Annotated in this window: 21 protein-coding genes and 1 tRNA gene; 18 read left to right on the top strand and 4 right to left on the bottom strand. The window is 58.5% G+C overall.

Features of this window, described 5'->3' with window-relative positions; translation table 11 throughout:
• Positions 1–478 precede the first annotated feature (478 nt).
• From KBZ12_RS12210 to gmhB, 10 genes are all read left to right on the top strand, one after another.
• Positions 479–1,534, top strand: coding sequence for a radical SAM/SPASM domain-containing protein (locus tag KBZ12_RS12210; protein WP_254958244.1), 1,056 nt, complete (start codon positions 479–481; stop codon positions 1,532–1,534).
• A gap of 5 nt (positions 1,535–1,539) precedes the next feature.
• Entirely contained in the window at positions 1,540–2,220 is a 681-nt protein-coding gene (locus KBZ12_RS12205; protein ID WP_254958243.1) for a methyltransferase domain-containing protein, read from the top strand.
• 14 nt (positions 2,221–2,234) lie between these two features.
• The gene (locus KBZ12_RS12200) at positions 2,235–3,545 is read left to right on the top strand and encodes a polysaccharide pyruvyl transferase family protein (protein ID WP_254958242.1); all 1,311 of its coding nucleotides are present in this window, start codon (positions 2,235–2,237) and stop codon (positions 3,543–3,545) included.
• Entirely contained in the window at positions 3,542–4,264 is a 723-nt protein-coding gene (locus KBZ12_RS12195; RefSeq protein WP_254958240.1) for a methyltransferase domain-containing protein, read from the top strand. Before KBZ12_RS12200 ends, KBZ12_RS12195 begins: the two co-directional genes overlap by 4 nt.
• 282 nt (positions 4,265–4,546) lie before the next feature.
• Complete coding sequence (locus KBZ12_RS12190; protein ID WP_396101147.1) at positions 4,547–5,089, top strand: methyltransferase domain-containing protein; 543 nt, start codon at positions 4,547–4,549, stop codon at positions 5,087–5,089.
• Positions 5,089–6,096, top strand: coding sequence for a polysaccharide deacetylase family protein (locus KBZ12_RS12185; protein WP_254958238.1), 1,008 nt, complete (start codon positions 5,089–5,091; stop codon positions 6,094–6,096). The genes KBZ12_RS12190 and KBZ12_RS12185 overlap by 1 nt, the downstream gene beginning before the upstream one ends.
• A 164-nt stretch (positions 6,097–6,260) precedes the next feature.
• The gene (locus KBZ12_RS12180; RefSeq protein ID WP_396101145.1) at positions 6,261–7,490 is read left to right on the top strand and encodes a glycosyltransferase; all 1,230 of its coding nucleotides are present in this window, start codon (positions 6,261–6,263) and stop codon (positions 7,488–7,490) included.
• Positions 7,490–8,365, top strand: coding sequence for a glycosyltransferase family 2 protein (locus KBZ12_RS12175; RefSeq protein ID WP_254958235.1), 876 nt, complete (start codon positions 7,490–7,492; stop codon positions 8,363–8,365). Before KBZ12_RS12180 ends, KBZ12_RS12175 begins: the two co-directional genes overlap by 1 nt.
• Before the next feature lie 73 nt (positions 8,366–8,438).
• Positions 8,439–9,233: a DUF268 domain-containing protein gene (locus KBZ12_RS12170; RefSeq protein ID WP_254958234.1), complete on the top strand. Its 795-nt coding sequence runs from the start codon at positions 8,439–8,441 to the stop codon at positions 9,231–9,233.
• A gap of 367 nt (positions 9,234–9,600) precedes the next feature.
• Entirely contained in the window at positions 9,601–10,170 is a 570-nt protein-coding gene (gmhB, locus tag KBZ12_RS12165; RefSeq protein WP_254958233.1) for a D-glycero-beta-D-manno-heptose 1,7-bisphosphate 7-phosphatase, read from the top strand.
• Between the two features lie 414 nt (positions 10,171–10,584).
• Here gmhB and KBZ12_RS12160 read toward each other — a convergent pair whose 3' ends face one another.
• On the bottom strand, positions 10,585–10,716 hold the full coding sequence (locus KBZ12_RS12160; RefSeq protein ID WP_254958232.1) for a hypothetical protein: 132 nt from the start codon (positions 10,714–10,716) through the stop codon (positions 10,585–10,587).
• Positions 10,717–11,271: 555 nt separating this feature from the next.
• On the opposite strand from KBZ12_RS12160, the gene KBZ12_RS12155 reads away from it, so the two are divergent.
• From KBZ12_RS12155 to KBZ12_RS12125, 7 genes are read left to right on the top strand one after another with little or no spacing between them, the layout of a single operon-like run.
• A complete protein-coding gene (locus tag KBZ12_RS12155) occupies positions 11,272–12,162 on the top strand; it encodes a class I SAM-dependent methyltransferase (protein ID WP_254958231.1) in 891 nt (296 codons plus the stop codon).
• A complete protein-coding gene (locus tag KBZ12_RS12150; protein WP_254958230.1) occupies positions 12,163–13,179 on the top strand; it encodes a glycosyltransferase family 2 protein in 1,017 nt (338 codons plus the stop codon). It abuts the gene before it with no gap.
• Positions 13,176–14,111 (top strand): NAD-dependent epimerase/dehydratase family protein, encoded by a 936-nt coding sequence (locus KBZ12_RS12145; protein ID WP_254958229.1) that lies wholly within the window; start codon positions 13,176–13,178, stop codon positions 14,109–14,111. The genes KBZ12_RS12150 and KBZ12_RS12145 overlap by 4 nt, the downstream gene beginning before the upstream one ends.
• Positions 14,112–14,141: 30 nt before the next feature.
• On the top strand, positions 14,142–14,888 hold the full coding sequence (locus tag KBZ12_RS12140; RefSeq protein WP_254958228.1) for a CmcI family methyltransferase: 747 nt from the start codon (positions 14,142–14,144) through the stop codon (positions 14,886–14,888).
• A gap of 23 nt (positions 14,889–14,911) precedes the next feature.
• Positions 14,912–16,207, top strand: a complete 1,296-nt coding sequence (locus KBZ12_RS12135; RefSeq protein ID WP_254958227.1) for a glycosyltransferase family 4 protein — start codon at positions 14,912–14,914, stop codon at positions 16,205–16,207.
• Positions 16,207–17,109, top strand: coding sequence for a hypothetical protein (locus tag KBZ12_RS12130; RefSeq protein ID WP_254958226.1), 903 nt, complete (start codon positions 16,207–16,209; stop codon positions 17,107–17,109). Before KBZ12_RS12135 ends, KBZ12_RS12130 begins: the two co-directional genes overlap by 1 nt.
• 26 nt (positions 17,110–17,135) lie before the next feature.
• On the top strand, positions 17,136–17,924 hold the full coding sequence (locus KBZ12_RS12125) for a glycosyltransferase (RefSeq protein WP_254958225.1): 789 nt from the start codon (positions 17,136–17,138) through the stop codon (positions 17,922–17,924).
• Here the strand turns inward: KBZ12_RS12125 and galE are convergent.
• Both galE and KBZ12_RS12115 read right to left on the bottom strand, forming a co-directional pair.
• Positions 17,906–19,003 (bottom strand): UDP-glucose 4-epimerase GalE, encoded by a 1,098-nt coding sequence (gene galE, locus KBZ12_RS12120; protein ID WP_254958224.1) that lies wholly within the window; start codon positions 19,001–19,003, stop codon positions 17,906–17,908. The genes KBZ12_RS12125 and galE overlap by 19 nt on opposite strands.
• Before the next feature lie 33 nt (positions 19,004–19,036).
• The gene (locus KBZ12_RS12115; protein WP_254958222.1) at positions 19,037–20,434 is read right to left on the bottom strand and encodes an exopolysaccharide biosynthesis polyprenyl glycosylphosphotransferase; all 1,398 of its coding nucleotides are present in this window, start codon (positions 20,432–20,434) and stop codon (positions 19,037–19,039) included.
• 187 nt (positions 20,435–20,621) lie between these two features.
• On the opposite strand from KBZ12_RS12115, the gene KBZ12_RS12110 reads away from it, so the two are divergent.
• Positions 20,622–20,693 (top strand) — tRNA-Gly (locus KBZ12_RS12110).
• On the opposite strand, the gene KBZ12_RS12105 is transcribed toward KBZ12_RS12110, so the two are convergent.
• Complete coding sequence (locus KBZ12_RS12105; RefSeq protein WP_396101135.1) at positions 20,685–21,149, bottom strand: GNAT family N-acetyltransferase; 465 nt, start codon at positions 21,147–21,149, stop codon at positions 20,685–20,687. The genes KBZ12_RS12110 and KBZ12_RS12105 overlap by 9 nt on opposite strands.
• Positions 21,150–21,260 lie beyond the last annotated feature (111 nt).

Below are 21,260 nucleotides of genomic sequence, written 5' to 3'. Positions count from 1 at the left end.
ATGGCAGAGGACCGGGCCAGGGTGGCTCACTTTTCGCTGTCGCCTCCCCCTGCCATGGCAGGGGGAGGCCCCGGGGTAACCCGCCTACGTAATTGACGCGACCCGCCTACGTAGTTGACACCGGGCACTGATCTGGTGGGTGAAAGCCAGGCCCATCGCTGGAGGGTGGTTTCGAGAAATTCCGTGAGCTGCGGCCAATCCGCTCTCACGGGCTGGCCAGCTCGTGAGGCAGGGCGGTGAGCTGGCCGTACTGCTGCGCGCTCTCCTGCTGCTGAGACAGCATGAAGGATCTGAGGCCAGGGGGAGTCTCCAGGCATTCCGCTACTGAAATCCCAGTCGGAGCGGAGTCCACCACAAGCAGTCCCTGCCTGAGATACAAATAGGATTCAGGCCGCCGTCAGGGGCTCAGCAGACATGAAGTTCGCGGCGGGCTGTCTTGCCCCCTGAACAGGTAAACTCATCAAGCTTGAGGATGTAGATGACTGCTTCCAATCTGCCGATTTCTGATCGGCTTCTCGATTTCTTCTCGTTTATTCCAGCAGCCAGTGAGAAGCGATTGCGTCGACGGATTCATCGCGAATACCAAAAATCGCAAGCGCACGGTGTTCTGCCCCGTCAATTGGCAATCGAGACGGTAAATCATTGCAATGCAGCTTGTGTCATGTGCCCTTACCCAACATTGGAGCGACACAAGGGATTCATGTCGCCGGAGGCCCACAAGGTGATCGTCGACAAGGTTGCCGAATGGGGTGCCCCCATCGAGCTGATCTCCCACGCTGGGATGGGAGAGCCGCTCTTGGACAAGACTCTCACCGATAAGATTGTCTATGAAAAGTCAGTCTTTCCTAAGGCTCGCGTAGCCGTTTATTCGAACGTCAGCGCCCTCGACGAGAAGCGCGCAAATCAATTGTTTGATTCTGGTCTGGATATTCTTTCGGTAAGCCTCAATGCTATGGACAAGGGTACCTATGAAACGGTGATGAAGTTGCCTTATGAGCGTACTCAAAAAAACCTTCACCGTTTCGTTGAAATGAACGCTGCGCGTGGCAAGCCCATAGAGATCCATGTCTCCTTAATACCAACAGAACACCATACTGCTGATGAGATTGAGCGCTTCCGGGCCTATTGGGGGCCTCTTGTCAACAACGTCATCGTGCCGCCGTTAATCGGCTGGGGTGGCCATTTCAAGGTTGGCACTACTAAAAAACAGTACTCATGTCGCTACATCTGGCAGGTTCTTCAAGTTGACTGGGACGGGACGGTGGCGATGTGTTGCGAGGATTATGAGACACATTACCCGCTAGGCAACCTGCTTAGCCAGTCTCCTGATGAGGTGTACAACTCACCTATGTTCCAGGCGCAGAGAATGCGTCAAATCGCAGGTGACTTTGCAATGCCGGAGGCATGCGTCAATTGTGTCGAAAGCCATGAAGTCGCGCGCGACTTCTGGCAGACCGCAGAGATCATTCCGGCACCGGCCAGCAACGGTAACCGTAGGGTGATCCCTATTCAACCTCTCGACAAGCCTACTTGAGTCCCATGCGTTCACTGAATAGTGGTTTTCACCCCGCTGCGACGTTGTATAGCTATGCCCTAGGGCGTCTTCTTGGCTGGGGGCGTTATGTCAATCGCTTCCAGTATCCATCCGGCCACTCGCCGGTGCCGACGCCAGCGCGCCATTACATCAATCTATTTCTAGATCGCTATGACCGCGAGGTACGCGGACGCTGCTTGGAGTTCGCGCCACCCTACTATCGCGAGCGCTACATCTCCCGTCCCGAGGTTGTCAGCTACGATGTCTGGGATGTGGTTGAAAGCCAGGGAACGACGCTGGTCGGGGATCTGCAGGACGCATCCGGAGTTGCATCCGAGAGTTTCGACTGCATCATCATGACCCACGTTCTTTGCAATGTCGAGCGACCTTGGCTGGCGGTCAACGAGGCCAAGCGCCTGCTTAGTCCAGGCGGCCTGATTCTATGCTCGGCGCCGATGGTGCTTCAGGGTTATGCACCCCATCCGCATGACTATTGGCGTTTCACGCCGGACGCTATGCGATCCTTGTTCGCGGACTTTTCACGTCTTGAAGTGCACTCTTACGGCAACGCGGCCACCGCCTCGGGGTCACCGCAATACCTTATGTGCGAGCATTTTTCCTCTGCAACCCTGAACTTTCATGATCCGGCCTGCCCGAGCATCGTGGCGTGCGCAGCATGGAAGTGAAGGCTACGCTCCCCATGCGTCGGGTGTTCGTCGATCATGGCGAGGCCTACGGCAACCTTGGTGACGAAGCGATGCTGCTCAACGCGCTGCGCCGACTGACGAGCAGCCTTGGGCCCTGCCACTTTGTCATTCCTCGCGAGAGTTCGCGGCCGCTGCCTCAGCTCGACGATTTCGTCGTCGAACATGTACCGTCGCCATTCTTGTTCTTTGAAAGGACGGCGGGCATCCTGGACCGCTACCGCGGTCTTCTTGCGCGGACACGCCTGCCGGTTCCGGACGGGGGTTTGCGTGCCAAAGTGGCGTTTGCCAGGCTCGCGTGGCGAGGTGTGCGGCTCGGCACATGGCGTGATGACTACGGGCTTCGAGAGGCAATGCGGGCGATTCGCCAATGCGATGTCTTTTATGGTGTGGGGGCGGCAGACTTTAATGACTTCAATGCTTTTGGCGCGGCGTACAAATGCTGGCTGTATCGGATGGTGCGCCCGTTCGTGCCAATCGTGGCCGTGTCGGCACAGGGGTTCGGACCGCTCCAAAATGCGGAATTGAAGGTGCTGATGGCCGGCGCCTTCGACGACGTCGATCTGCTGGGTTTTCGTGATCATGCGTTCAGTGAGCAGTTCACCCGTGGGCTTGGCCCCCTCCAGTGCCGAACACGGATTACGGGAGACGAGGCCTTTTCGCTTGACCCTGCTGGGCAGGTCGCTCGCGATGCCTATCTCGCAGAGACCGGATTAGCTCCGGGAGAGTCCTTCATCGCAGTTCATTGGCGATCGACCGACTACACTCAGGATACCGACCATCTGTTTCCCCGCGTTGCCAAGTTGTGGGACATGGCAGCTCAGCGCAGTGGCCTGCGGTTGGTATTCTTCCCAATGAGTTACGATATCCATTCTCGTCATGACGATGCTTGCTGCCAGGCAATAGGTAGCATAATGAAGTTGCCAGATCGGTTGTTGATGGCTCCCATTTCTCACGATGTGGGTCTGATCAAAGCGGCCATTGGCGCCAGTCGCTTCACCTTCGGTTTAAGTTATCACGTCCATGTATTCGGCTTGTCGCAGGGCATTCCGGCGTTGATTCTGTTCAGTGGCGACTATTATCGGTTCAAGTCGGATGGGTTGGTTGCGTTCTATGGAGGCGTCAACCGGGCCGTGAACATCGGGTCACCCGCAGGTGTTGAAGACGCCCGTGCCGCCATCGAGGCCATGCTTGCCCAAGAGTCGGGCGCACGCGCGGCCATTGGCACGACAAACAAGGAACTGGCGCAAGACAACGATTGGATTCTAGGTGAGATATCGGCGCGTCTCGGCGGAGTCAGGCGATGAAAGCTCTTCTTGGTCGTTTGCTTGGTCGTCGCTCCGGAACCTTCGATCTGGGAGATCTGCGCTCGCTACAGCCCGTTAGTGACAGTTTCGGACAGGATCGCGGCACGCCGATTCGTAGATACTATATCCAGCGTTTTTTTGAGCAACAACGATATCGGCTGAAGGGAAACGTTCTCGAGGTTGGCGACGCCCGTTACGCCACCATGTTTGCCGAGCGTGGTGCCATGATCGATGTCTTGGATCCCGATCCAGCCTGTCCCACAGCGACCATCACCGGCAATCTGCTGACTGGCGAAGGGGTTCCAAGGGGACGCTTCGACGCCATCATCCTGACACAGGTGTTGCATGTTCTCCCGGACATGCAAGCGGCACTATCGGTTGCCGAGGCTGCCTTGGCGCCTGGTGGGTGCATCCTGGCGACTCTGCCCTGTATCACCCAGGTCAGCCGTTTCGATATGGATCGATGGGGGGACTACTGGCGGGTTACTGATCGTGGCGCAAGAACGCTTTTTGAGGCGGCCTTCCCAGTATCTGCAATTGAAACTGCCGTTTATGGTAATGTCCTGACAGCAATCACATCGTTGACAGGCCTGGCGGCGGAGGAACTCAGTTCCAAGGACTTAGATTTCTATGATCCCAATTATCAGGTGCTCGTTGGCGTAGTGGCTACGAAACCAACAATATCACTTACATCTAAGGAGCTCCAGAACCATGCCTAGCCACTCTATTATTCATCGCCTATTGGGGCGTTCCAAGCGGACACCCCCAGCAGTTCCCCTTTTGTATGACAAGGCCGCAGCAAAATTCGAACCTTCTGAGCAGCAGTCCGTTTGGGACCATTCCGCATGGTTGGAGACATCTACTCGTTATGTTGAGCGGCTGCGCCGTGAGGCCACTGAGGATTGCCTAGCACCCGAGGCCTATCTGGCACCCATCGCGCTCTTGGCATCTCAAGTGGCCAAGAGGCAGGGCTGGATAAAAATCCTTGATTTGGGGGGGGTATAGGACCGTGTGTCGATGCAATTATACGGGGACTTCTTGGAGCGAAATACGTTGTGGTCGATGGTGCGGCCAGCTGCGCGCACGGCCGTTTAATCTTCGCAGATGATCATCGTATAAGCTTTGCTGAAACGTTGCCGAATGATGGCGAGACGTACGATATTGTGATGTTTAGCAGTGCGCTGCAGTACATCGATGGCTGGCGACAAGCACTTGCTGAGCTCGCAAACCGTGTTGCAGAGAACGGAACCTTGGTGATTAATCGCATTCCTGTTTCCTCCAATGAGACGATAGCGCTTAGGCAAAATCTCTCGCTCGGCCACCCGCAAGCTTTCATTGGATCTGTATGGCATTGGGTGTTTTCACGGGATGAGTTGATTCATGAAGCACATCAACTCGGATTCCATTTGGTGTATGACCAGTTCATTCGCGAGGTTGGGAGCGAAATGGCTACAGCTGAAGCACTTGGGCGCGTAGATTTGCGGCTATTGATGTTTTCAAAGGATTCTTTTCACTCAATCCCAGCTACTAAAACACCTGAATGATGTTTTCACGCCTCAAAGAATTGGTATGTTCCCTCAAGCCCTGCGGGCAGGTCTTGCTTTACCACCGTGTAGCACCGACTCTGTCGGATCCACAATTGCTGGCAGTATCGCCCCTCTGCTTTGCGGAGCAGATGGCTTATATCAGGCGGAACGCTGTACCAATGGCGTTGACAGACATGGTGAGGGCTGCAAACGAAGGTACGCTGCCTCGCCGTGCCGTCGCGGTTACCTTCGACGATGGTTACGCGGACAATTACCACTACGCGAAACCAGTTCTGGAGAGCGCGGGTGTTCCTGCGACCGTCTTTGCGGTCAGCAGTGCGGTCAGCGCACAGACAGAGTTTTGGTGGGATGCCATTGAGCGGGCGCTTCTTGGCCAGAATGGTTCCTTGACACTACGACTTGATCTTGCCGGAGAATCGAGAACTTGGGCGCTTAGCGGGGACCCCGGTGCTTTTCAGGACTGGACAGTTTTGGACCCTTTCGACCCGACGCCGCGGCACACGGCCTATCGGGAGATCATGCCGCTCGTCAAGCCATTGACCCCCAGCGAGCGTTCAACCGTGTTGACGAGCATACAGAATCAGACAGGCGTCGACACTGGCCCTACAGATGACCGGCGTCCCATGACAGAGCGCGAACTACGTAGTCTCGTGGAGAATGGGCTGATCGATGTTGGTGCCCATACTGTCTCCCATCCCCAGCTTTCGGGGCTCACGATGGAGGAGCAATCAGTACAGGTTTCGGCCAGCCGACGGGACCTGGAGACACTTCTCGGTCGGCAAGTCACGACATTCGCCTATCCTTATGGGACGAAGGTCGACTACACGGCGAAGTCCGTCGACTTAGTCAGGCATGCTGGGTTCACTCTGGCCTGCTCTAACTTTCCTGGACAAGTGTTGAATAGGCGGGTCGATGCGTTTGAGGTACCGCGTTATCTTGTTCGAGAGAGTCCTCTGTCTACTTTCCGTGCAAACTTTGAGGCGCGGATGCATGGTGCTAAGTGACTGAGATAACGCAGCCGTTGCGGGTATTGCTTGTCGACTCTGTCTTTGGGCGGGGAGGGGCTGCAGCCATCACTTCTAGTTTACGTCTTGGACTCAGCTTGCGCGGACACACAGTCGCGCATGCTGTCGGGCATTGCACCGATCCTGCGGCTCCTGTTTTGACGATGCCGCGCTACTCTGGGCCCCTTGCGCAAGCCCTTGGATACGGTTCCGCAAGGCTTCCGGGCCTTCTGGGTCATCTAACTTCTCGACTTGCGTCGCGCCTACAGTGCCAAAAGGCCACCTCTCCGGGACTGGAAAACTATAACTATCCAGGTTCGCGGGATTTGCTGCGTCTGATGTCACCAAGACCCGATGTCGTTCACTGCCACAATCTGCACGGCGATTATTTTGACCTCCGTTATCTTCCCAAGTTGAGTGCGCGCGTGCCAACGCTACTGACTCTGCACGACGCTTGGCTGCTTGGAGGACATTGCGCGCACTCGTTCGGTTGCGATCGCTGGACCACCGGCTGCGGAAGTTGCCCCGACTTGACAATCCCACCAGCCATTCCGGTGGATCGGACTGCAGAGAACTGGCGACGAAAGCGTGACATCTTCAGCCGTAGCCGACTTTTCATTACGACGCCTTCACGTTGGATGATGGAGAAGGTTGGCCGTTCAATCCTGTCGATGGGATTGGTTGACTCACACGTCATTCCAAATGGCGTTGATCTCGAGACTTACCACCCGGCCGAGGGGCGCCTGGCAGCCCGCCGTGAGCTGGGTCTCGGTTTGGACGACTTTGTCGTTGTATTTGCAGCCAATGGAGTTCGCGACAATGTCTGGAAGGATATGGCGACTCTGCGGCGTGCCCTGGATTTTGCGAGCCGTGCGCTGAGTGGTCAGGTTCGGGTTCGTTTCTTGGCCCTTGGTGAATCGGCGCCGGCCGAGCGAGTTGGCGAGGCAACCCTTGAGTTTGTCCCTTATGTCAGCGATTCAGCCCAAGTGGCGCGCTATTTTCGTGCTGCAAGCGTCTACGCTCACGCCGCGAAAGCCGATACGTTTCCAACCACGATTCTCGAAGCATTGGCTTGCGGCACACCGATCATAGCGACTGCTGTCGGCGGAATTCCGGAACAGGTCCGATCGCTTTCACTTCCAGCCATTTCGGTGGGAACACCCAGCTATCCGATAGATGATGCAACGGGCATCCTGACTGCGCCGGGAGATGCCGACGGCCTCGCTGCAGCGATGGCCTACTTGGCGCGCGACGTTGCCTTGGTCGAAAGGCTCGGGCATAATGCTCGGCTGGATGCAGAGCGCCGTTTCGACGTGAGGCGGCAAGTCGATACCTATGTTGAGTGGTATCGGCACATGCTTGAACGTTCGTCTCCCACTCCTAAGTTCGCTTGATGAAGCACCCCAGCGTCTCCGTTGTTCTTGGCTCCTTCAATCGCAGCGATTTCCTTAAGCTCACTCTTGGAAGCGTTCGGCAAGAGCTTGCAGGCCTTGACGGAGAGATCATCGTTGTTGACGGGGGGTCAACCGATGGCTCGCTCCAGTGGCTGATGCGTCAGAAGGATGTACTGACCATCCTTCAGCACAATCATGGCACCTGGAATGGTGTTCCGGTACCTCGGCGTTCCTGGGGATACTTCATGAACCTCGGATTTCGCACCGCCAGTGGTGACTATGTTTGTATGCTGAGCGACGACTGCCTTTTGGTACCCGGAGCAATCCGAAATGGTATGAAAGCGGCAGAGCGATCGATTGCCGCAGGTACTAAAGTGGGAGGGGTGGCGTTCTATTGGCGAAACTGGCCAGAGCAAAATGATTATCGGGTTGGCTTGACATTATTCGGGAGAATGTTCGTCAATCATGGGCTCTTTCGGAAATGCGCCGTGGATGAGGTTGGCTTCGCAGACGAGGAGACTTACTCTTTCTATCACGCCGACGGTGATCTGGGCTTGAAAATGTGGGAGGCTGGATACGTATGCATTGACTCTCCAGACTCCTTCGTCGAGCATTATTCACATGCCAATTTGCAGGTGCGCACGTCGAACTTAGTCCGACAGAAGGAGGACTGGGACAACTATCTCTCAAAGTGGCAGCAGATATCTGGGGTTGAAGATGTGCTCGCCGGCCAAGGCTGGGTGATGCGTTCTTACGACGATCCGGAGAACACAGCGAATCAGTTCCTGAAGGTCAAAGACGTCGCCAATGGCGTATTCATGGGCAGGGCGCTGGCGGCCCTTAAGGCTGTATCCCGCCGACTAAAGAGATATTAAATGTCCCGATCGACGACGCTAATCAATGATGAGCATCCAATGCCAGAGTCAGCACTAGTAGCAGGAGCAAGTTATGCTTGACGACATGACTCTTCGTACAAAAGCACTGGTCATTAGATGGTACACATCATGGTCTAGCGTATTCAACAGGCTGATTTCAGCCAACCAGTCTCGTTCGAAGTATGCAGAGCAGTTTTCTACTTTTTCAAAGCTTCATCATGCCGCAGGCCGAACTGAAGCCGTGGATTGGATTGACCGATATCCTTGTCTTGGCGATGCGACAGATTCAACGGGTTTTGACAGGCACTATATCTACCATCCTGCCTGGGCTGCACAGATCCTGTCTCGGACTCGTCCGATGGAGCATACTGACATTTCTTCCACCTTAACCTTTAGCACCCTTCTTTCTGCCTTTATCCCGACCCGATTCTTTGATTACCGGCCGGCGCCCATCGTTCTTGACGGTCTGCAGGTCGGCACCACCGACCTCGTGAAACTCCACTTTGAGGATGAGTCCATCGACTCATTGTCGTGCATGCATGTCATTGAGCACATTGGGCTCGGTCGATACGGGGATCCGCTCGATCCGATGGCTGATCGTAAAGCCGCAGGAGAACTGCAGCGCGTCCTGAAAAGAGGGGGCAACCTGCTTGTCGTTGTACCTGTAGGTCGCCCGCGAGTCCAGTTTAATGCTCATCGCATCTATGATTATCGGGACTTCAGGAATTGGTTCGGTGAACTCGAACTGGCCGAGTTCTCTCTTGTCCCTGACGGTGCCGCCCCTGATGGACTCATCGTTAATCCACCATCAAGTCTTGTTGATGAACAAGAGTATGGCTGTGGCTGCTATTGGCTTAGAAAGCCATAATCCCGAATAGCTCCAGATGCACACATACTCAACGAAACGATAGACACCCCGGCGTATCTGTGTTTACCCAGGCTCGCAGAGCACTTGCTTCTCCCATAGTGAAGGCCAATACGAGTACATCCTCTTGCATTTAGCTTTCGTCTAGCAAGGGATGGCTCATGCCACCTTCTCCAGCTGCACCAAGTGATTCTCCCCACGAGATGGCATTCAATGTCTGAAACGACTCTATAAAGGGGCAAGGACCTGTTGCATTTCGACAGCGTTAATGCCTTGGCCTTTAGACGGAAGTAACTACTATGATCATCGGCCATAGGGTCAACTCATGTAGTCGAACCATTCAGGAACTGAGGGCTTAATGTCTCAATTGATGAAAGCAGCTATCTTCCTTGATCGCGACGGCACTCTCAATGTTGAGAAGGGACACCTCTATCGGTATGAGGACTGGGAATGGATCCCGGGGGCTGTCGAGGCAATCACTAGAATCAACCGAATGGACTTCATTGTAATAGTGATAACAAACCAGGCTGGAGTTGCCAGGGGGTATTACGACGAAGCGGCTATACAAACCCTGCATAGCAAAGTCAACTGTTTGCTCGCGCAGCACGGCGCAAAGATCGATGCGTTTTATTACTGCCCTCATCATCCTCAGTATGGTGCCATGGTTAACTGCAGTTGTAGAAAGCCTGAACCCGGTCTGTTACTGCAGGCACAAGCAGATCATGGCATCGACATGAAGCGTTCTTGGTTCATTGGCGACAAGCTTTCTGACATAGAAGCAGGCTTCCGAGCAGGCACCAAGCCTATTCTGGTGCGAACTGGGTATGGAGAGATGCAGAATGCGCTTGGTGCTCCAGGCTTACATACTGAATCCGATGTTCTGTCGGCAGTCAACTTCATTGAGCGTTCAGAGCAACAACGACTTCAGCAACCATCTTGACTTCCATATTTCGAATGAGGGGCAAGCCCTGAGAGGGCACTGCGCCGTTCTTCAATGGCTACTGCACGCTCGCCCCTCACATCTGGTGCTTTCGGGCCATGGTTTTGATCATCGTCTGAGCTGAGCAGCCAACCGAGCTGTTTTCAGGGTGTGAGGCCCCCCTAGGGTCATGTGTCACCAGCGGCGGTAATGCATCCGCAGGTCGGTTGGTTTTCGAGCGTTCCAGGTGGCCGTGGTGACGTAGGGCATCACCTAGGCCCACTCCTTCATCAAAGTCTTCATGCTTCGCTCGGCGTTGCCGTTTGCTCCCGGGGTGTTTGGCTTTGTCTTCTTCATTTTCAGCCCCACGGCATGGCTGGCTTTCCGCCAGCCATGAGACTTGTCTTCAGACCGGTTGTCGCTGAGCACCTGACGTCACTCGATCCCCTGCACGTCGACCCAAACCACCGCAAGGCGTAGAAGGCCCATCGTGGTTGGCCCCTTCTCGTCGGCCTGAACCTCGACGCAGGACAAAGGGGCGGCGTCGTCGACCGTGACGTTGACCATTTCGAAGCCAACCCCAGGTGCCTTATTGTCCGGGCCAGGGTGCTGATTGCCCTCAGCAGCATCCGGGCAATCCCCCGGAGGGTGCAGCGCTGGTGCCTGAGCTCCTTGGCCTGCTGCAGATGCTTCGGATCGAGCCTGCGCCACTGGCCCACCTGAACACAATCATGCCAGCTTCTTACGGGCGGTTCGCGCACTGATGCCGTTCTCGGCAGCCAGCCCAGCCAGGCAACGACCTTGGTCGAGTTGCTGACGGATCAGGCGTACCCGGCCAATGGGTCCCAGGCGGGCGTTAGGGTATGTATGCATGAGAAGTGAGGTCTTGGGCTGGTGGGTCGCATCACAACCCTTTCGATCTCACACGCCTTTGTCAGCCGGAACAACCGGGTGGCACTACACAACTAAGCTCACATCACGCTCACGATGAGTCTTGCAGGTGTAACCTGGCTCGGCATAGCCAGCAGGCAAGTGGTAGTTCTCCCCTCGTGGTCTCAGTGTTCGATTGGAACTGGGCATCGCCCAATCCGTTACTCTTCGTCTTGACGCCTGCGCAGATACTTGAGTATTTCCATTCTTTTCCCTTACCCTGTGATGCGACTCTTGCGGCCGATAGTCCAAGCTAAAAGGGTTATTCATCGCCAGCTTTCTGCTTGTAATCAATCTAGAAGGAAGCTGCAGTCGTCGATTTGGGACTGCTTCTCAATCACTTCCCGTCTTCAGGACCCAGCCCTTATTGTCGGGACGACCAACTCAAGTCTGCGTGACCAGTGGGTTGAGTCAGTCCTGACGAAAATCCCCCCGAGCGCACGGTTGCTAGATGCCGGTTCTGGCGAGCAGAAGTATCGACGCTTCTGCTCGCATCTTCACTATGTGTCGCAAGACAACGCTGCTTACGATGGGAAGGGTGATGGACTAGGTGGTCATGTTGAGAACTGGATGTATGGTGCCACTGACTATGTCTGCGATATCGTCGACATTCCGGTCCCTAGTGATTCTTTCGATGTCGTCTTGTGTACTGAGGTCCTAGAACACCTGCCCGACCCTTTGGCGGCGATTGGAGAGCTTGCGCGGGTCTTGCGACCTGGAGGTCTGCTTCTGCTGACGGCTCCATTCTGCAGCTTCACACACTTCTCGCCTTATTTCTTTTCAACTGGTTTTTCTAGTAACTGGTATTCCAGGCATTTAGAGGATCTTGGTTTTGGCTCCGTGGAGATGGAGCCGAATGGAAACTACTTTGAGTATCTTGCCCAGGAAATCAGGAGGCTCCCGCAGATGTCCAGCGCCTACTCCCTTACTAAGGACTCGTGGCGGGTTCGATTGGCGATGCTTGTTATTCTGAGATTTTTGCAGATCTGTTCATCTCTTGATCGAGGTTCTTCCGACTACAGCTGTTTTGGCTGGCATGTCAAAGCGACCAAGGGCCTCCACTCCTCGGAACATGCTGGGTAGATGACTTTTCAATCTCCACGTGTTTCGGTTGTCTTGCCCGTATACAACGGTCTACCCTATCTGCATGCGGCCATCTCCAGCATTCTTTCTCAGTCGTTCGAGGACTTTGAGCTGATCGTTATTGACGATGGTTCTGTCGATGGGTCGGCTTCTGTCCTTGACGACTTTGACGATCAGCGCATCCGCTTTTTCCAGCAAGCCAACCAGGGTCTAGCCCGTACCCTCAACCATGGCATCTCCCTCGCCTGTGGAACCTATGTGGCTCGGCAGGATCAGGACGATCTTTCCCATCCCGATCGCCTCGCCTTGCAGGTGGCTTATATGGAAGCACACCAAGACTGTGTACTAGTGGGTTCATGGGCCCAGATCATGGAGGTTGATCGCCTCGTGGAACGGTTTCACCGCCATCCAGTCGATGAGCCAACCCTGCGCTATCAATTGTTGTTCAACAACCCGTTTGTCCACAGTTCTGTCCTACTTTTACGTGCCGCGCTTCAGCAGGTTGGCGGCTACACCACAGACCCTGAGCGCCAACCGCCGGAAGACTATGAATTGTGGTCGCGTCTCTCTCGTATCGGTTCCGTGGCGAACGTTGGCCAGGTTTTACTCGTTTATCGAGAGATCCCCGGCAGCATGTCCCGTGTCGGTCCGTCTCCATTCCGTAATCGCCTGATCACGATCAGCGCGGAAAACATCGCTGCTGCAGCCGGCTTGCCCAGTGATGATCCGTGTGTGCATGCCATCGCTGCGCTCACCCATGGTGACGCTTCCTCACTGCAGCCCCCACTCGACTTTGCCCGGATGCAGGAGGTCCTGCTCCAGGCCATCCAGAGCCTCGCTACGGGACATGCCCTGTCACCCCTAAGGCAAGACGCTCTGGCCCGCGTCCAGGCCATGAAGGGAGCATGGATGGTCCGTGCGTCCCCCGCCTACGACCTCCTGCATAACGCGGGTCCCTTCCGGAATCTCGCCAAGCGCATCTGGCGCGTGGCGCAACGGTTCAGGAGGCCGCAATGAAGACCATCGTCATCGGCGGAGCCGGTTTCATCGGCTCCCTGGTCAGCCAGGAGCTGGTCGCTTCCGGCCGTGAGGTGACTGTTGTGGGACGGCGTCCCCCCGGAGCCCACACTTCCACCCTGCCGTTCGCCTATCGCAGCGCCGATCTCGGCAATCGCGCCCAGATGCGGGAGATCCTCGAGCCGGGCTGCGAGGTGATCGACCTGGCCTACGCCACCGTCCCCAAGACCAGTTACGGCGACCCCGTCTTCGACCTGCTCGCCAATCTGCCCGGGAGCGTCGGATTGCTTGAGGAGGCGATGGCCGTCGGGGTTCGCCGTCTGCTGCTTGTTTCCTCCGGAGGCACGGTCTACGGCCCGCCCTGCACTCTGCCTATGGCCGAATCCCACCCGACAGCCCCCATCAGCCCCTACGGCATCACCAAGCTCACGATCGACAATTACGCCCTAATGTTTCATCACACCCGTGACTTGCCGGTGGTGGTGGTGCGGCCAGCCAACGCCTACGGCGTCCAGCAGCGTTCTCGGACCGGCCAGGGTTTCCTCGCCGCTGCCATCGACGCCACCCTTTCGGCCCGTGAGATCGAGGTCTATGGCGACGTGGGTACCATCCGCGATTACATCCATGTCAGTGATGTGGCCAGTGGCATCCTTGCGGCCTTGGACTTCGGCCGAGATGGTGAAATCTATAATCTTGGCACCGGAATCGGGGCCAGCAACCTCGATGTGATCGCCATGCTGCGTCCGTTGGCCGAGGCTACAGGGCACACCATTAAGGTGCGCCATCTTCCCTCACGGCGTTTCGATGTTGAGGCCAATGTGCTCGACGCCCAGAAGCTTCGTTCTGCCTGTGGATGGCGTCCGGATGTATCTCTCCAGCGTGGTCTCACAGAGATGTGGGATCATGCCCTAACGACGTCCTCCACCCCCTGAGGACGCCCTCTGCCCGCCCGATTCACAACCATGGGACTCCTTACTCGGCTGCTGGATCTTCGTGGGTCCTCCGCCGAACGTTCGAAATCCCTGAATCCTTTCCTCAGCACGGCCAACCCATCCCGCAATCCCGCCTGCGGGGAGTTTGAAGTGGACGGCTGGGTCACCTCAGCATTCGTGGCCCGCACCCTGGTTCCCGTGGTCGGCGTCCATCCCTTCCCCCTCCAGGAGCTGATGCTGATGACGGCGACGGTCTGTCGCTTCGAGCCATCGCTGATCTTCGAGTGGGGCACCAACATCGGCAAGTCGGCGAGGATCTTTCACGAAATTGCCCAGTACTTCCACATCCCCACCACCATCCATTCCTGCGATCTCCCCGACGATGTCGACCATGTGGAACATCCCCATGCCCAGCGGGGCGCGATGGTACGGGGCCTCGAGGGTGTGCAGCTGCACCAGGGCGACGGCCTGACCACCTCCCTCGTCCTCTGGGAGCGGGCGGGACGTCCCCCTTCCCCCCTGTTCTTCCTCGACGGTGACCACTCCCATGCCAGCGTCAGGCGTGAGATCGACGGGATCCTGGCTGCCGTCCCAGACCCGCTGCTGCTGCTACACGACACCTTCCTCCAGTCCTCGGAATCCGGTTACAACATCGGTCCCCGCCAGGCTGTCGAGGAGACCCTCGCGGCCTTTCCCGGACGCTTCCATGCCGTGCATTCGGGTCTCAGCCTCCCAGGCATGACCCTGGTTTATCCCGCCGCCCCGGCTGCGGCGTAGGTTCCCCCCAGCCCCCTCGACCCATGAAGATCCTCCATACGGTCGAGTCCTACCTACCAGCCCGTCACGGCATGTCTGAGGTGGTACGCCAGATCTCAGAACGCCTCGTGCAGCGAGGCCATCAAGTAACCGTCGCCACAAGCAACGACCCACGACGCCAAGTCAGTCAGATTGAAGGCGTTGATGTCCGGTCCTTTGATGTTCATGGCAAGAGCGCAATTGGCATCTGGGGCGATGTCTCTGGCTACCAAAACTTTCTGCTGGACTTTAATCCAGACATCATTGTGAACTTCGCAGCCCAGCAATGGGCTACCGACCTCACCCTACCGCTGCTCTCCCGGCTGAAAGCCCGTAAGGTGTTCGTGCCAACGGGTTTTTCTGCTCTCGAAGATCCTATTTTTCGCAACTATTTCTCCTCAATGGGGGAGTGGATGCGCAGCTACGATGCCTGTGTCTTTCTTTCCGACTCCTACCGAGATATCGACTTCGCGCGCAATGCCGGTGTTGAGTCAATCGCCATCATTCCCAATGGAGCAGCGGCCGATGAGTTTGATCGCTTCGAAGATGGTGACATACGTCAGCGTCTAGGAATTCCGACAGACCACCATCTGATCCTGCATGTAGCAGGCTATCTCTCAGTGGCCAAAGGTCAGGAAGAAGCGGTAGAGATCTTTTCCCACTCCAGCCTAAATAAAGCAACGTTGCTGCTCGTCTGCCCTGACTTCGACCGACCAGTCATAACATTAGTCAGGCCGATTCATATCCTCAAAGCTCTCTACTACATCGTTCGCCGCAAAAGTCTGCGTGGCGTTGGCTTTCCCATCTGGTTTCAACTCTTGCGCCGTCTGAGGCGGAAGCGCAACAGAGTACAAGAACGCCAGATCAAGTGTGTTTCGCTATCGCGTGAGGACACAATTAGTGCCTTTCTGGAGGCGGATCTTCTCCTGTTCCCCTCCTGGATCGAGTGTTCCCCCCTGGTGTTGTTCGAAGCCGCTGCTTCCCGCACCCCCTTCCTGGTCACGCCGGTGGGCAATGCGGCCGAGATCATCAGCTGGACAGGTGGGGGCGAGTTGTTGCCCGGTGTGCGCAGTGACGACCGGGAAGGCAGTGTGCGGGCCGATCTGGCCGCCGGGACCCAGCGGCTGGAGGCCCTGCTGGCCGACGCCCCCGCCCGCACCAGGATGGCCGCCTCCGCCCATCGGGCCTGGCGGGCCCACTTCACCTGGGAGGGCATCGCCGACCAGTACGAACGGCTGTATCGCTGCCTGCTGGAGGGGGAGGCGATCACCGACCAGTTCCCGGCCCCGCCCCAGCTCTGATGCGCACCCTCACCCTGATCTTTTCCAAGGATCGGCCCCTGCAGTTGCAGGCGACCCTGGCGTCGTTCGCCCTGCATTGCCTGGAGGCGGCGCAGTCTCCGATCACCGTGCTCTACCGGACCAGCTCAGAGGCGTTCGCCCAGGGTTATGCCCAGCTGCAGCAGGAGTTCCAGGGCCGGCTCCTGATTGACTGGGTGCAGGAGCGCTCCTTTCGCCACGATCTGCTGGCCTGTCTGCGCCAACCCCCCGCCGCCTCCCGCTGGCGCCGGATCCTGGATCGCCTGCGGCTGCGCTCCTGGCGCGCCAGCTGTGAGCAGCTGCTGTTTCTCGTTGACGACAACATCTTCGTGCGGCCCTTTTCGTTGCATGCCATCCATGGCGCCCTCGACCAGCAGCCCTCTGCCATCGGCTTCTCCCTGCGCGTCGGCCACAACACCACGCGCTGCTATTCGATGAACTGCGTGCAGCCGCTGCCGGATTTCCAGCCCGTGGACGGTGGGCTGCGGTTTCGTTGGGTGGGACAGACCGGCGACTTCGGCTATCCGATCGAGGTGTCCAGTTCCGTGTATCGCCTCGCCGATCTGCTCGGCCTGCTGCGGACGCTCCCCTACACCAACCCCAACCGTCTGGAGCAGGTGCTGTCCTCCTCCAGTTCCCTTTTCGCCTTGGTCAAGCCTGACCTGCTTTGCTTCGACCAGTCGGTGGCCTTCTGCGCACCGATCAACAAGGTGCAGACCATCCTCGACAACCGGGCCGGCGAAAGTGATGACTACTCCAGTGAGGCCCTGCTGGAGCGCTTCCTCGACGGCCAGCGGGTGGATGTTGAGGCCCTGCGGGATTTCGTTCCCCAGGCGGCCCATGTGGAAATCGATCTGCCGTTGCAAGCCACCCAGGCGCTGTGACAGCGCGCATCGCGACCCTGCTTTGCATGAAGGGGGACACACCAGCTCCCCTGGCCCTGCGGGCCATCCGCAGCACGGCCTCCAGTCTGGCCCCCGGCGACCTGCTGTACCTGCGGGTCGATGGTGGCCAGCTCACGGACCCCGACCGGTTCCGAGCCGCCGCCGCTCCCGCCACGCTGGTGCTGCGGGAGGTGGCGGAATCCCGAGGACTCGCCCACGGCCTCAACCAGCTTCTTGAGGAGGCGCTGCGGGATCCAGGTGTGGCCTTCCTGGCGCGAATGGATGCCGATGATGAATCCCTTCCCGGGCGCATGGAGCGCCAGCGCCAGTACATGATCGAGCATGCAGAGGTTGACATTCTTGGCACGGCTTGCCACGAAGTTGATGAGCACGGTGCCTATCTTCAGCTCAAGAGGATGCCCATCAGCCACGCGGCCATTGTGGCCACCTTGCCGCGCAGCAATCCCCTGAATCACCCCACGGTGATGCTGCGTCGCCGGGTTTTTGAGTCCGGTCTTCGTTACCGTGAAGATGTGAAACGCACCGAGGACTACCATCTCTGGATCTCGGCGGCGACGTCGGGCTATGTGTTCGCCAACCTGCCGGAACCGCTGCTGAACTTCCAGCGGGACGCCGCCTTCTTCCGACGCCGCGGCGGTTGGCAGCAGGCGTGGGCGGACCTCCACGTCCGGCTCAGGGCCATGCGGGAGCTTCAGCTGTCTTCACCGATGAATCTTCTCTGGGCTTTTGCCGCTTTTGGCCTTCGCATCATGCCGGCCAGCCTGCAGAGCTGGCTCTATCGCCGATTGCGGTAGCCGTTCCGGTTCCGCTGCCTCCAGGCCCAGCCATCCCGGCAGATGTCCTCAAGACTTCGCGTGGTGGACCAGCCCAGAAGATGCTTGGCGGCAGAGGGATCGGCCACACTCTCCGCCACATCGCCTGGCCTGCGCGGCGCAAACTCATAGGCCACAAGACAGCCGTTGATCCGCTCGAAGGCCTGGATCATTTCGAGCACGGAATGGCCCTGGCCACTGCCCAGGTTGAGGGTCAGGATCTGTTCGTCTGAGGCCAGGAGCACGTCCAGGGCCTGCCGATGGCCTTCGGCGAGATCCATCACATGGATGAAGTCACGGATGCCGGTGCCATCAGGTGTGGGCCAGTCGGAGCCGAAGATCTTCACATGGGGCCGGATCCCCATGGCCACCTGCGTGATCAGGGGAAACAGATTCGAGGGCACCCCATTGGGGTCTTCGCCGATGCATCCGCTGGGGTGGGCGCCGACGGGGTTGAAATAGCGCAATCGCGCCATGCGCCAGCCCGGTTCACTCTGGGCGACATCGGCCAGCAGCTGCTCGACAGCCGCTTTGGTCTGACCGTAGGGATTGGCCGGCTGAATGCAGGCACTTTCCGGGATCGGCAACGCCTCGGGGACGCCATAGAGCGCGGCGGTGCTGCTGAACACGATGGTGCGGCAGCCGTGCCGGCGCATGGCCTCCAGCAGGCAGCGCGTGCCTTCGACGTTGACGTGCCAGTAGCTGAGCGGTTGGTGGATCGAGTCCCCCACCGCTTTGAGGCCGGCGAAGTGAAGAACGGCCGTGATATCGGAGCTGTCCCCGGGGCCTCCGGATCGGAAGGCCAGATCCAGGTCAACGGGGCTTCTGATATCACCGTTGATGAAGATCAGTTGGCTTTCGCCCGAGGCCGACCTCCATTCCTGGTGGCCGCTGGCATGGTCCGGGCTGAGGCTGCAGAGCTCTGCGACACGGTGCAGTGCTTCAACGCTGCTGTTCTGCAGGTTGTCGACAACAACCACACGATGGCCCGCACCGATCAGGACGAGACAGGTGTGGCTGCCGATGAAGCCGGCTCCTCCAGTGATCAGGACAGTCGCCAAAGACCGTTGCCATTCACGGCTGATCCTACGGGGTCATGGGGCTCTACGCATGGCCTTGAAGTCGGCTCTGGATGGCAGTTGACAACTGACAGGCTGGGCCCCTCGGGCTCTTGCCAGCAGACGTATTGTCTTGATCAGAATGAGAGTGTCAAGCATCAGACTGGCATTGCGCAGATAATAAAGGTCGTAGCTGAGTTTCATCCTGCTGTCTTCAATGCTGGCGCCATAGGGGTAGCAGACCTGCGCCCACCCGCTCAGGCCTGGCCGCACCCAGTGGCGCACCCGATAATGCTGGATCTGTTGTTCGAGAGTGTCCTCAATCTCGGGCCGCTCCGGCCTTGGACCGATCAGACTCATCTCACCCTTGAGAACGGAAATCAGCTGGGGCAGTTCATCGATGCGCAGCCGTCTCAATGTGTTTCCCACCACGGTGACACGGGGGTCATTGCGGCTGGCCCAGCGGGCCCCGCGTGTCTCCGCTTCCTGGCACATGGTTCTCAGCTTCCACACTTCGATGGCCTCCCCGTAGAGGCCTGTGCGCCGCTGGCGGTAGAGGATGCCCCCCCCGTCTTCGAGGCGGATGGCGATGGCGGCGATCAGCAGGATCGGCGCCGTGACCACCAACAACAGGCTGGCGACGACCACGTCGCCAAGGCGTTTGAGCTGCCATCCCCAGCGGTTGGGTTGCAGTTCGAACCCATCCGCCTGCAGCAGCCAGCGACTGGAGAACAGCTCCGGGGGAACCCGCTGCAGGTGATGCTCGACCCAGATCACGAGGCTGCAGACGCTGGCGCCGCGTTCGCGCCGTGCCAGCAACTTCTGCAGCAGGGCATCGTTCAGTTCGGCGGCCTCACTCACTGCGATGCCATCCACCGACAGCAGGATCGTCTCGAAGTCAGGAGCGAGCGCCCGGCAGTCGCAGTAGTGGAGAGCGAGCAGTGGCTGACCTCCGTCACGCTCCAGTTCCCGTTGAACCACGTTCAGTTCCTCAGCCTCCCCCACCAGCAGCCAGGCCTGGCGCCGACTCAGCAGGCGGGTGACGACCAGCTGGGCCGTTCCGGAGGCCAGGGTGACGGCCGCTAGCAGGGGAAGGATGAAGTTGCGGAACGTTCGCGGATCTTCAACCTTCAGTCCCCAGTTGAGGACAACCACCACGACGGCCAGCACCAGCAGGGCGACCACGGCGGTGGCGCCCAGCCGCCGGCGCTGGGAATCACGCTGACCCTGGTCGGGCTTGGAATAGCGCCCCAGCAGGTAGGAGACCCCCACCCAGAGCCCGATCAGGCTTCCGATGCCCCCAGTGACGCCGGCCCAGCGGTCGAACCGTTGCAGGAACAGGCTGTTGTAAGTGCCCAACAACAGCAGGGTGTCGAACAGGGCCAGCCCCAGCAGCAGCCGCCGCTGTCTCAGCCAGGGAGTTCGCCACCACATGCCTAGCCGCCACCGCCACCTCAGGACTTTATGGGCGCTTTCGCCTGGCGCCCCCGATCCCCGGATTCGCCGTCACCGCGCCCATTTGACCAAGGGACCCCCCATGGGGCATGCTCAACTTGTCGGTGTGAGCCGGCAGGGCCGAGCCCAGCGCCGTTATCGGCACGCAAGCCTGGGTCCGATCAATGCGGATGTAGCTCAGTGGTAGAGCATCTCCTTGCCAAGGAGAGGGTCGAGAGTTCGAATCTCTTCATCCGCTTGTCTGTTTCAGCATCAGCCGCTGGCTGTCCACCCGGCTGAAGCCCAGCCGTTCGTAGAAGCCCTCGCCCGAGGTGGTCATCAGATACACCCGTTCTGCTGCGGCCACGGGAGGGCTGGCCAGCAGCTCTTCAACGACCCGCCGGCCCAGTCCCCGTCCCTGGTGGTCCGCCGCCACCACCACGTCCCAGAGCACGGCGCGGAACACCCCATCGCTGGTGGCGCGCCCGAATCCCACCAGGCGGCTCCCCTGCCAGGCGCTCACCACCACCTGGCTGCCCCTCAGCATCCGTCCCAGCTGGGAGCGCTGCCGGCCGGTGGCCCAGAAGCTGTGGCCGTCGAGCAGGGCGCCCAGGGCCGCCAACCGCCAGCGCAGGCGCAGGCACAGGCCGCCGTGGCGGATCAGCCGCACCGGGGCTGCGGCAGGGTCTCGGGGCCTGGGGATGGCGGTGCTCAACGGGCCGGCGTGAAGGGCATCAGCTGCGAATCCTGCTAGGCGGCCGGGGCCGGTGGGCACTGCAGGTGCGGATCCCCGGCGGAAGCGACGCCGAGAACCCTTGCAGCAGCA

Source organism: Cyanobium sp. Cruz CV13-4-11 (assembly GCF_024346055.1).
Classification (GTDB): Bacteria; Cyanobacteriota; Cyanobacteriia; order PCC-6307; family Cyanobiaceae; genus Cyanobium.
Note: the sequence above shows the minus strand (reverse complement) of the source record. Positions and strands in the feature narration are given on the sequence as shown.

What these genes read in the sequence shown, in the direction of transcription:
- KBZ12_RS12185 (WP_254958238.1), top strand. Translation starts at nt 5,089, where the DNA reads ATGTTTTCACGCCTCAAAGAATTGGTATGTTCCCTCAAGCCCTGCGGG.
- KBZ12_RS12210 (WP_254958244.1), top strand. Translation starts at nt 479, where the DNA reads ATGACTGCTTCCAATCTGCCGATTTCTGATCGGCTTCTCGATTTCTTC.
- KBZ12_RS12200 (WP_254958242.1), top strand. Translation starts at nt 2,235, where the DNA reads ATGCGTCGGGTGTTCGTCGATCATGGCGAGGCCTACGGCAACCTTGGT.
- KBZ12_RS12140 (WP_254958228.1), top strand. Translation starts at nt 14,142, where the DNA reads ATGGGACTCCTTACTCGGCTGCTGGATCTTCGTGGGTCCTCCGCCGAA.
- KBZ12_RS12170 (WP_254958234.1), top strand. Translation starts at nt 8,439, where the DNA reads ATGCTTGACGACATGACTCTTCGTACAAAAGCACTGGTCATTAGATGG.
- KBZ12_RS12145 (WP_254958229.1), top strand. Translation starts at nt 13,176, where the DNA reads ATGAAGACCATCGTCATCGGCGGAGCCGGTTTCATCGGCTCCCTGGTC.
- KBZ12_RS12115 (WP_254958222.1), bottom strand. Translation starts at nt 20,434, where the DNA reads ATGTGGTGGCGAACTCCCTGGCTGAGACAGCGGCGGCTGCTGCTGGGG.
- KBZ12_RS12135 (WP_254958227.1), top strand. Translation starts at nt 14,912, where the DNA reads ATGAAGATCCTCCATACGGTCGAGTCCTACCTACCAGCCCGTCACGGC.
- gmhB (WP_254958233.1), top strand. Translation starts at nt 9,601, where the DNA reads ATGAAAGCAGCTATCTTCCTTGATCGCGACGGCACTCTCAATGTTGAG.
- KBZ12_RS12180 (WP_396101145.1), top strand. Translation starts at nt 6,261, where the DNA reads ATGCCGCGCTACTCTGGGCCCCTTGCGCAAGCCCTTGGATACGGTTCC.
- KBZ12_RS12125 (WP_254958225.1), top strand. Translation starts at nt 17,136, where the DNA reads ATGAAGGGGGACACACCAGCTCCCCTGGCCCTGCGGGCCATCCGCAGC.
- KBZ12_RS12160 (WP_254958232.1), bottom strand. Translation starts at nt 10,716, where the DNA reads ATGGTCAACGTCACGGTCGACGACGCCGCCCCTTTGTCCTGCGTCGAG.
- KBZ12_RS12130 (WP_254958226.1), top strand. Translation starts at nt 16,207, where the DNA reads ATGCGCACCCTCACCCTGATCTTTTCCAAGGATCGGCCCCTGCAGTTG.
- KBZ12_RS12195 (WP_254958240.1), top strand. Translation starts at nt 3,542, where the DNA reads ATGAAAGCTCTTCTTGGTCGTTTGCTTGGTCGTCGCTCCGGAACCTTC.
- KBZ12_RS12175 (WP_254958235.1), top strand. Translation starts at nt 7,490, where the DNA reads ATGAAGCACCCCAGCGTCTCCGTTGTTCTTGGCTCCTTCAATCGCAGC.
- KBZ12_RS12205 (WP_254958243.1), top strand. Translation starts at nt 1,540, where the DNA reads ATGCGTTCACTGAATAGTGGTTTTCACCCCGCTGCGACGTTGTATAGC.
- KBZ12_RS12150 (WP_254958230.1), top strand. Translation starts at nt 12,163, where the DNA reads ATGACTTTTCAATCTCCACGTGTTTCGGTTGTCTTGCCCGTATACAAC.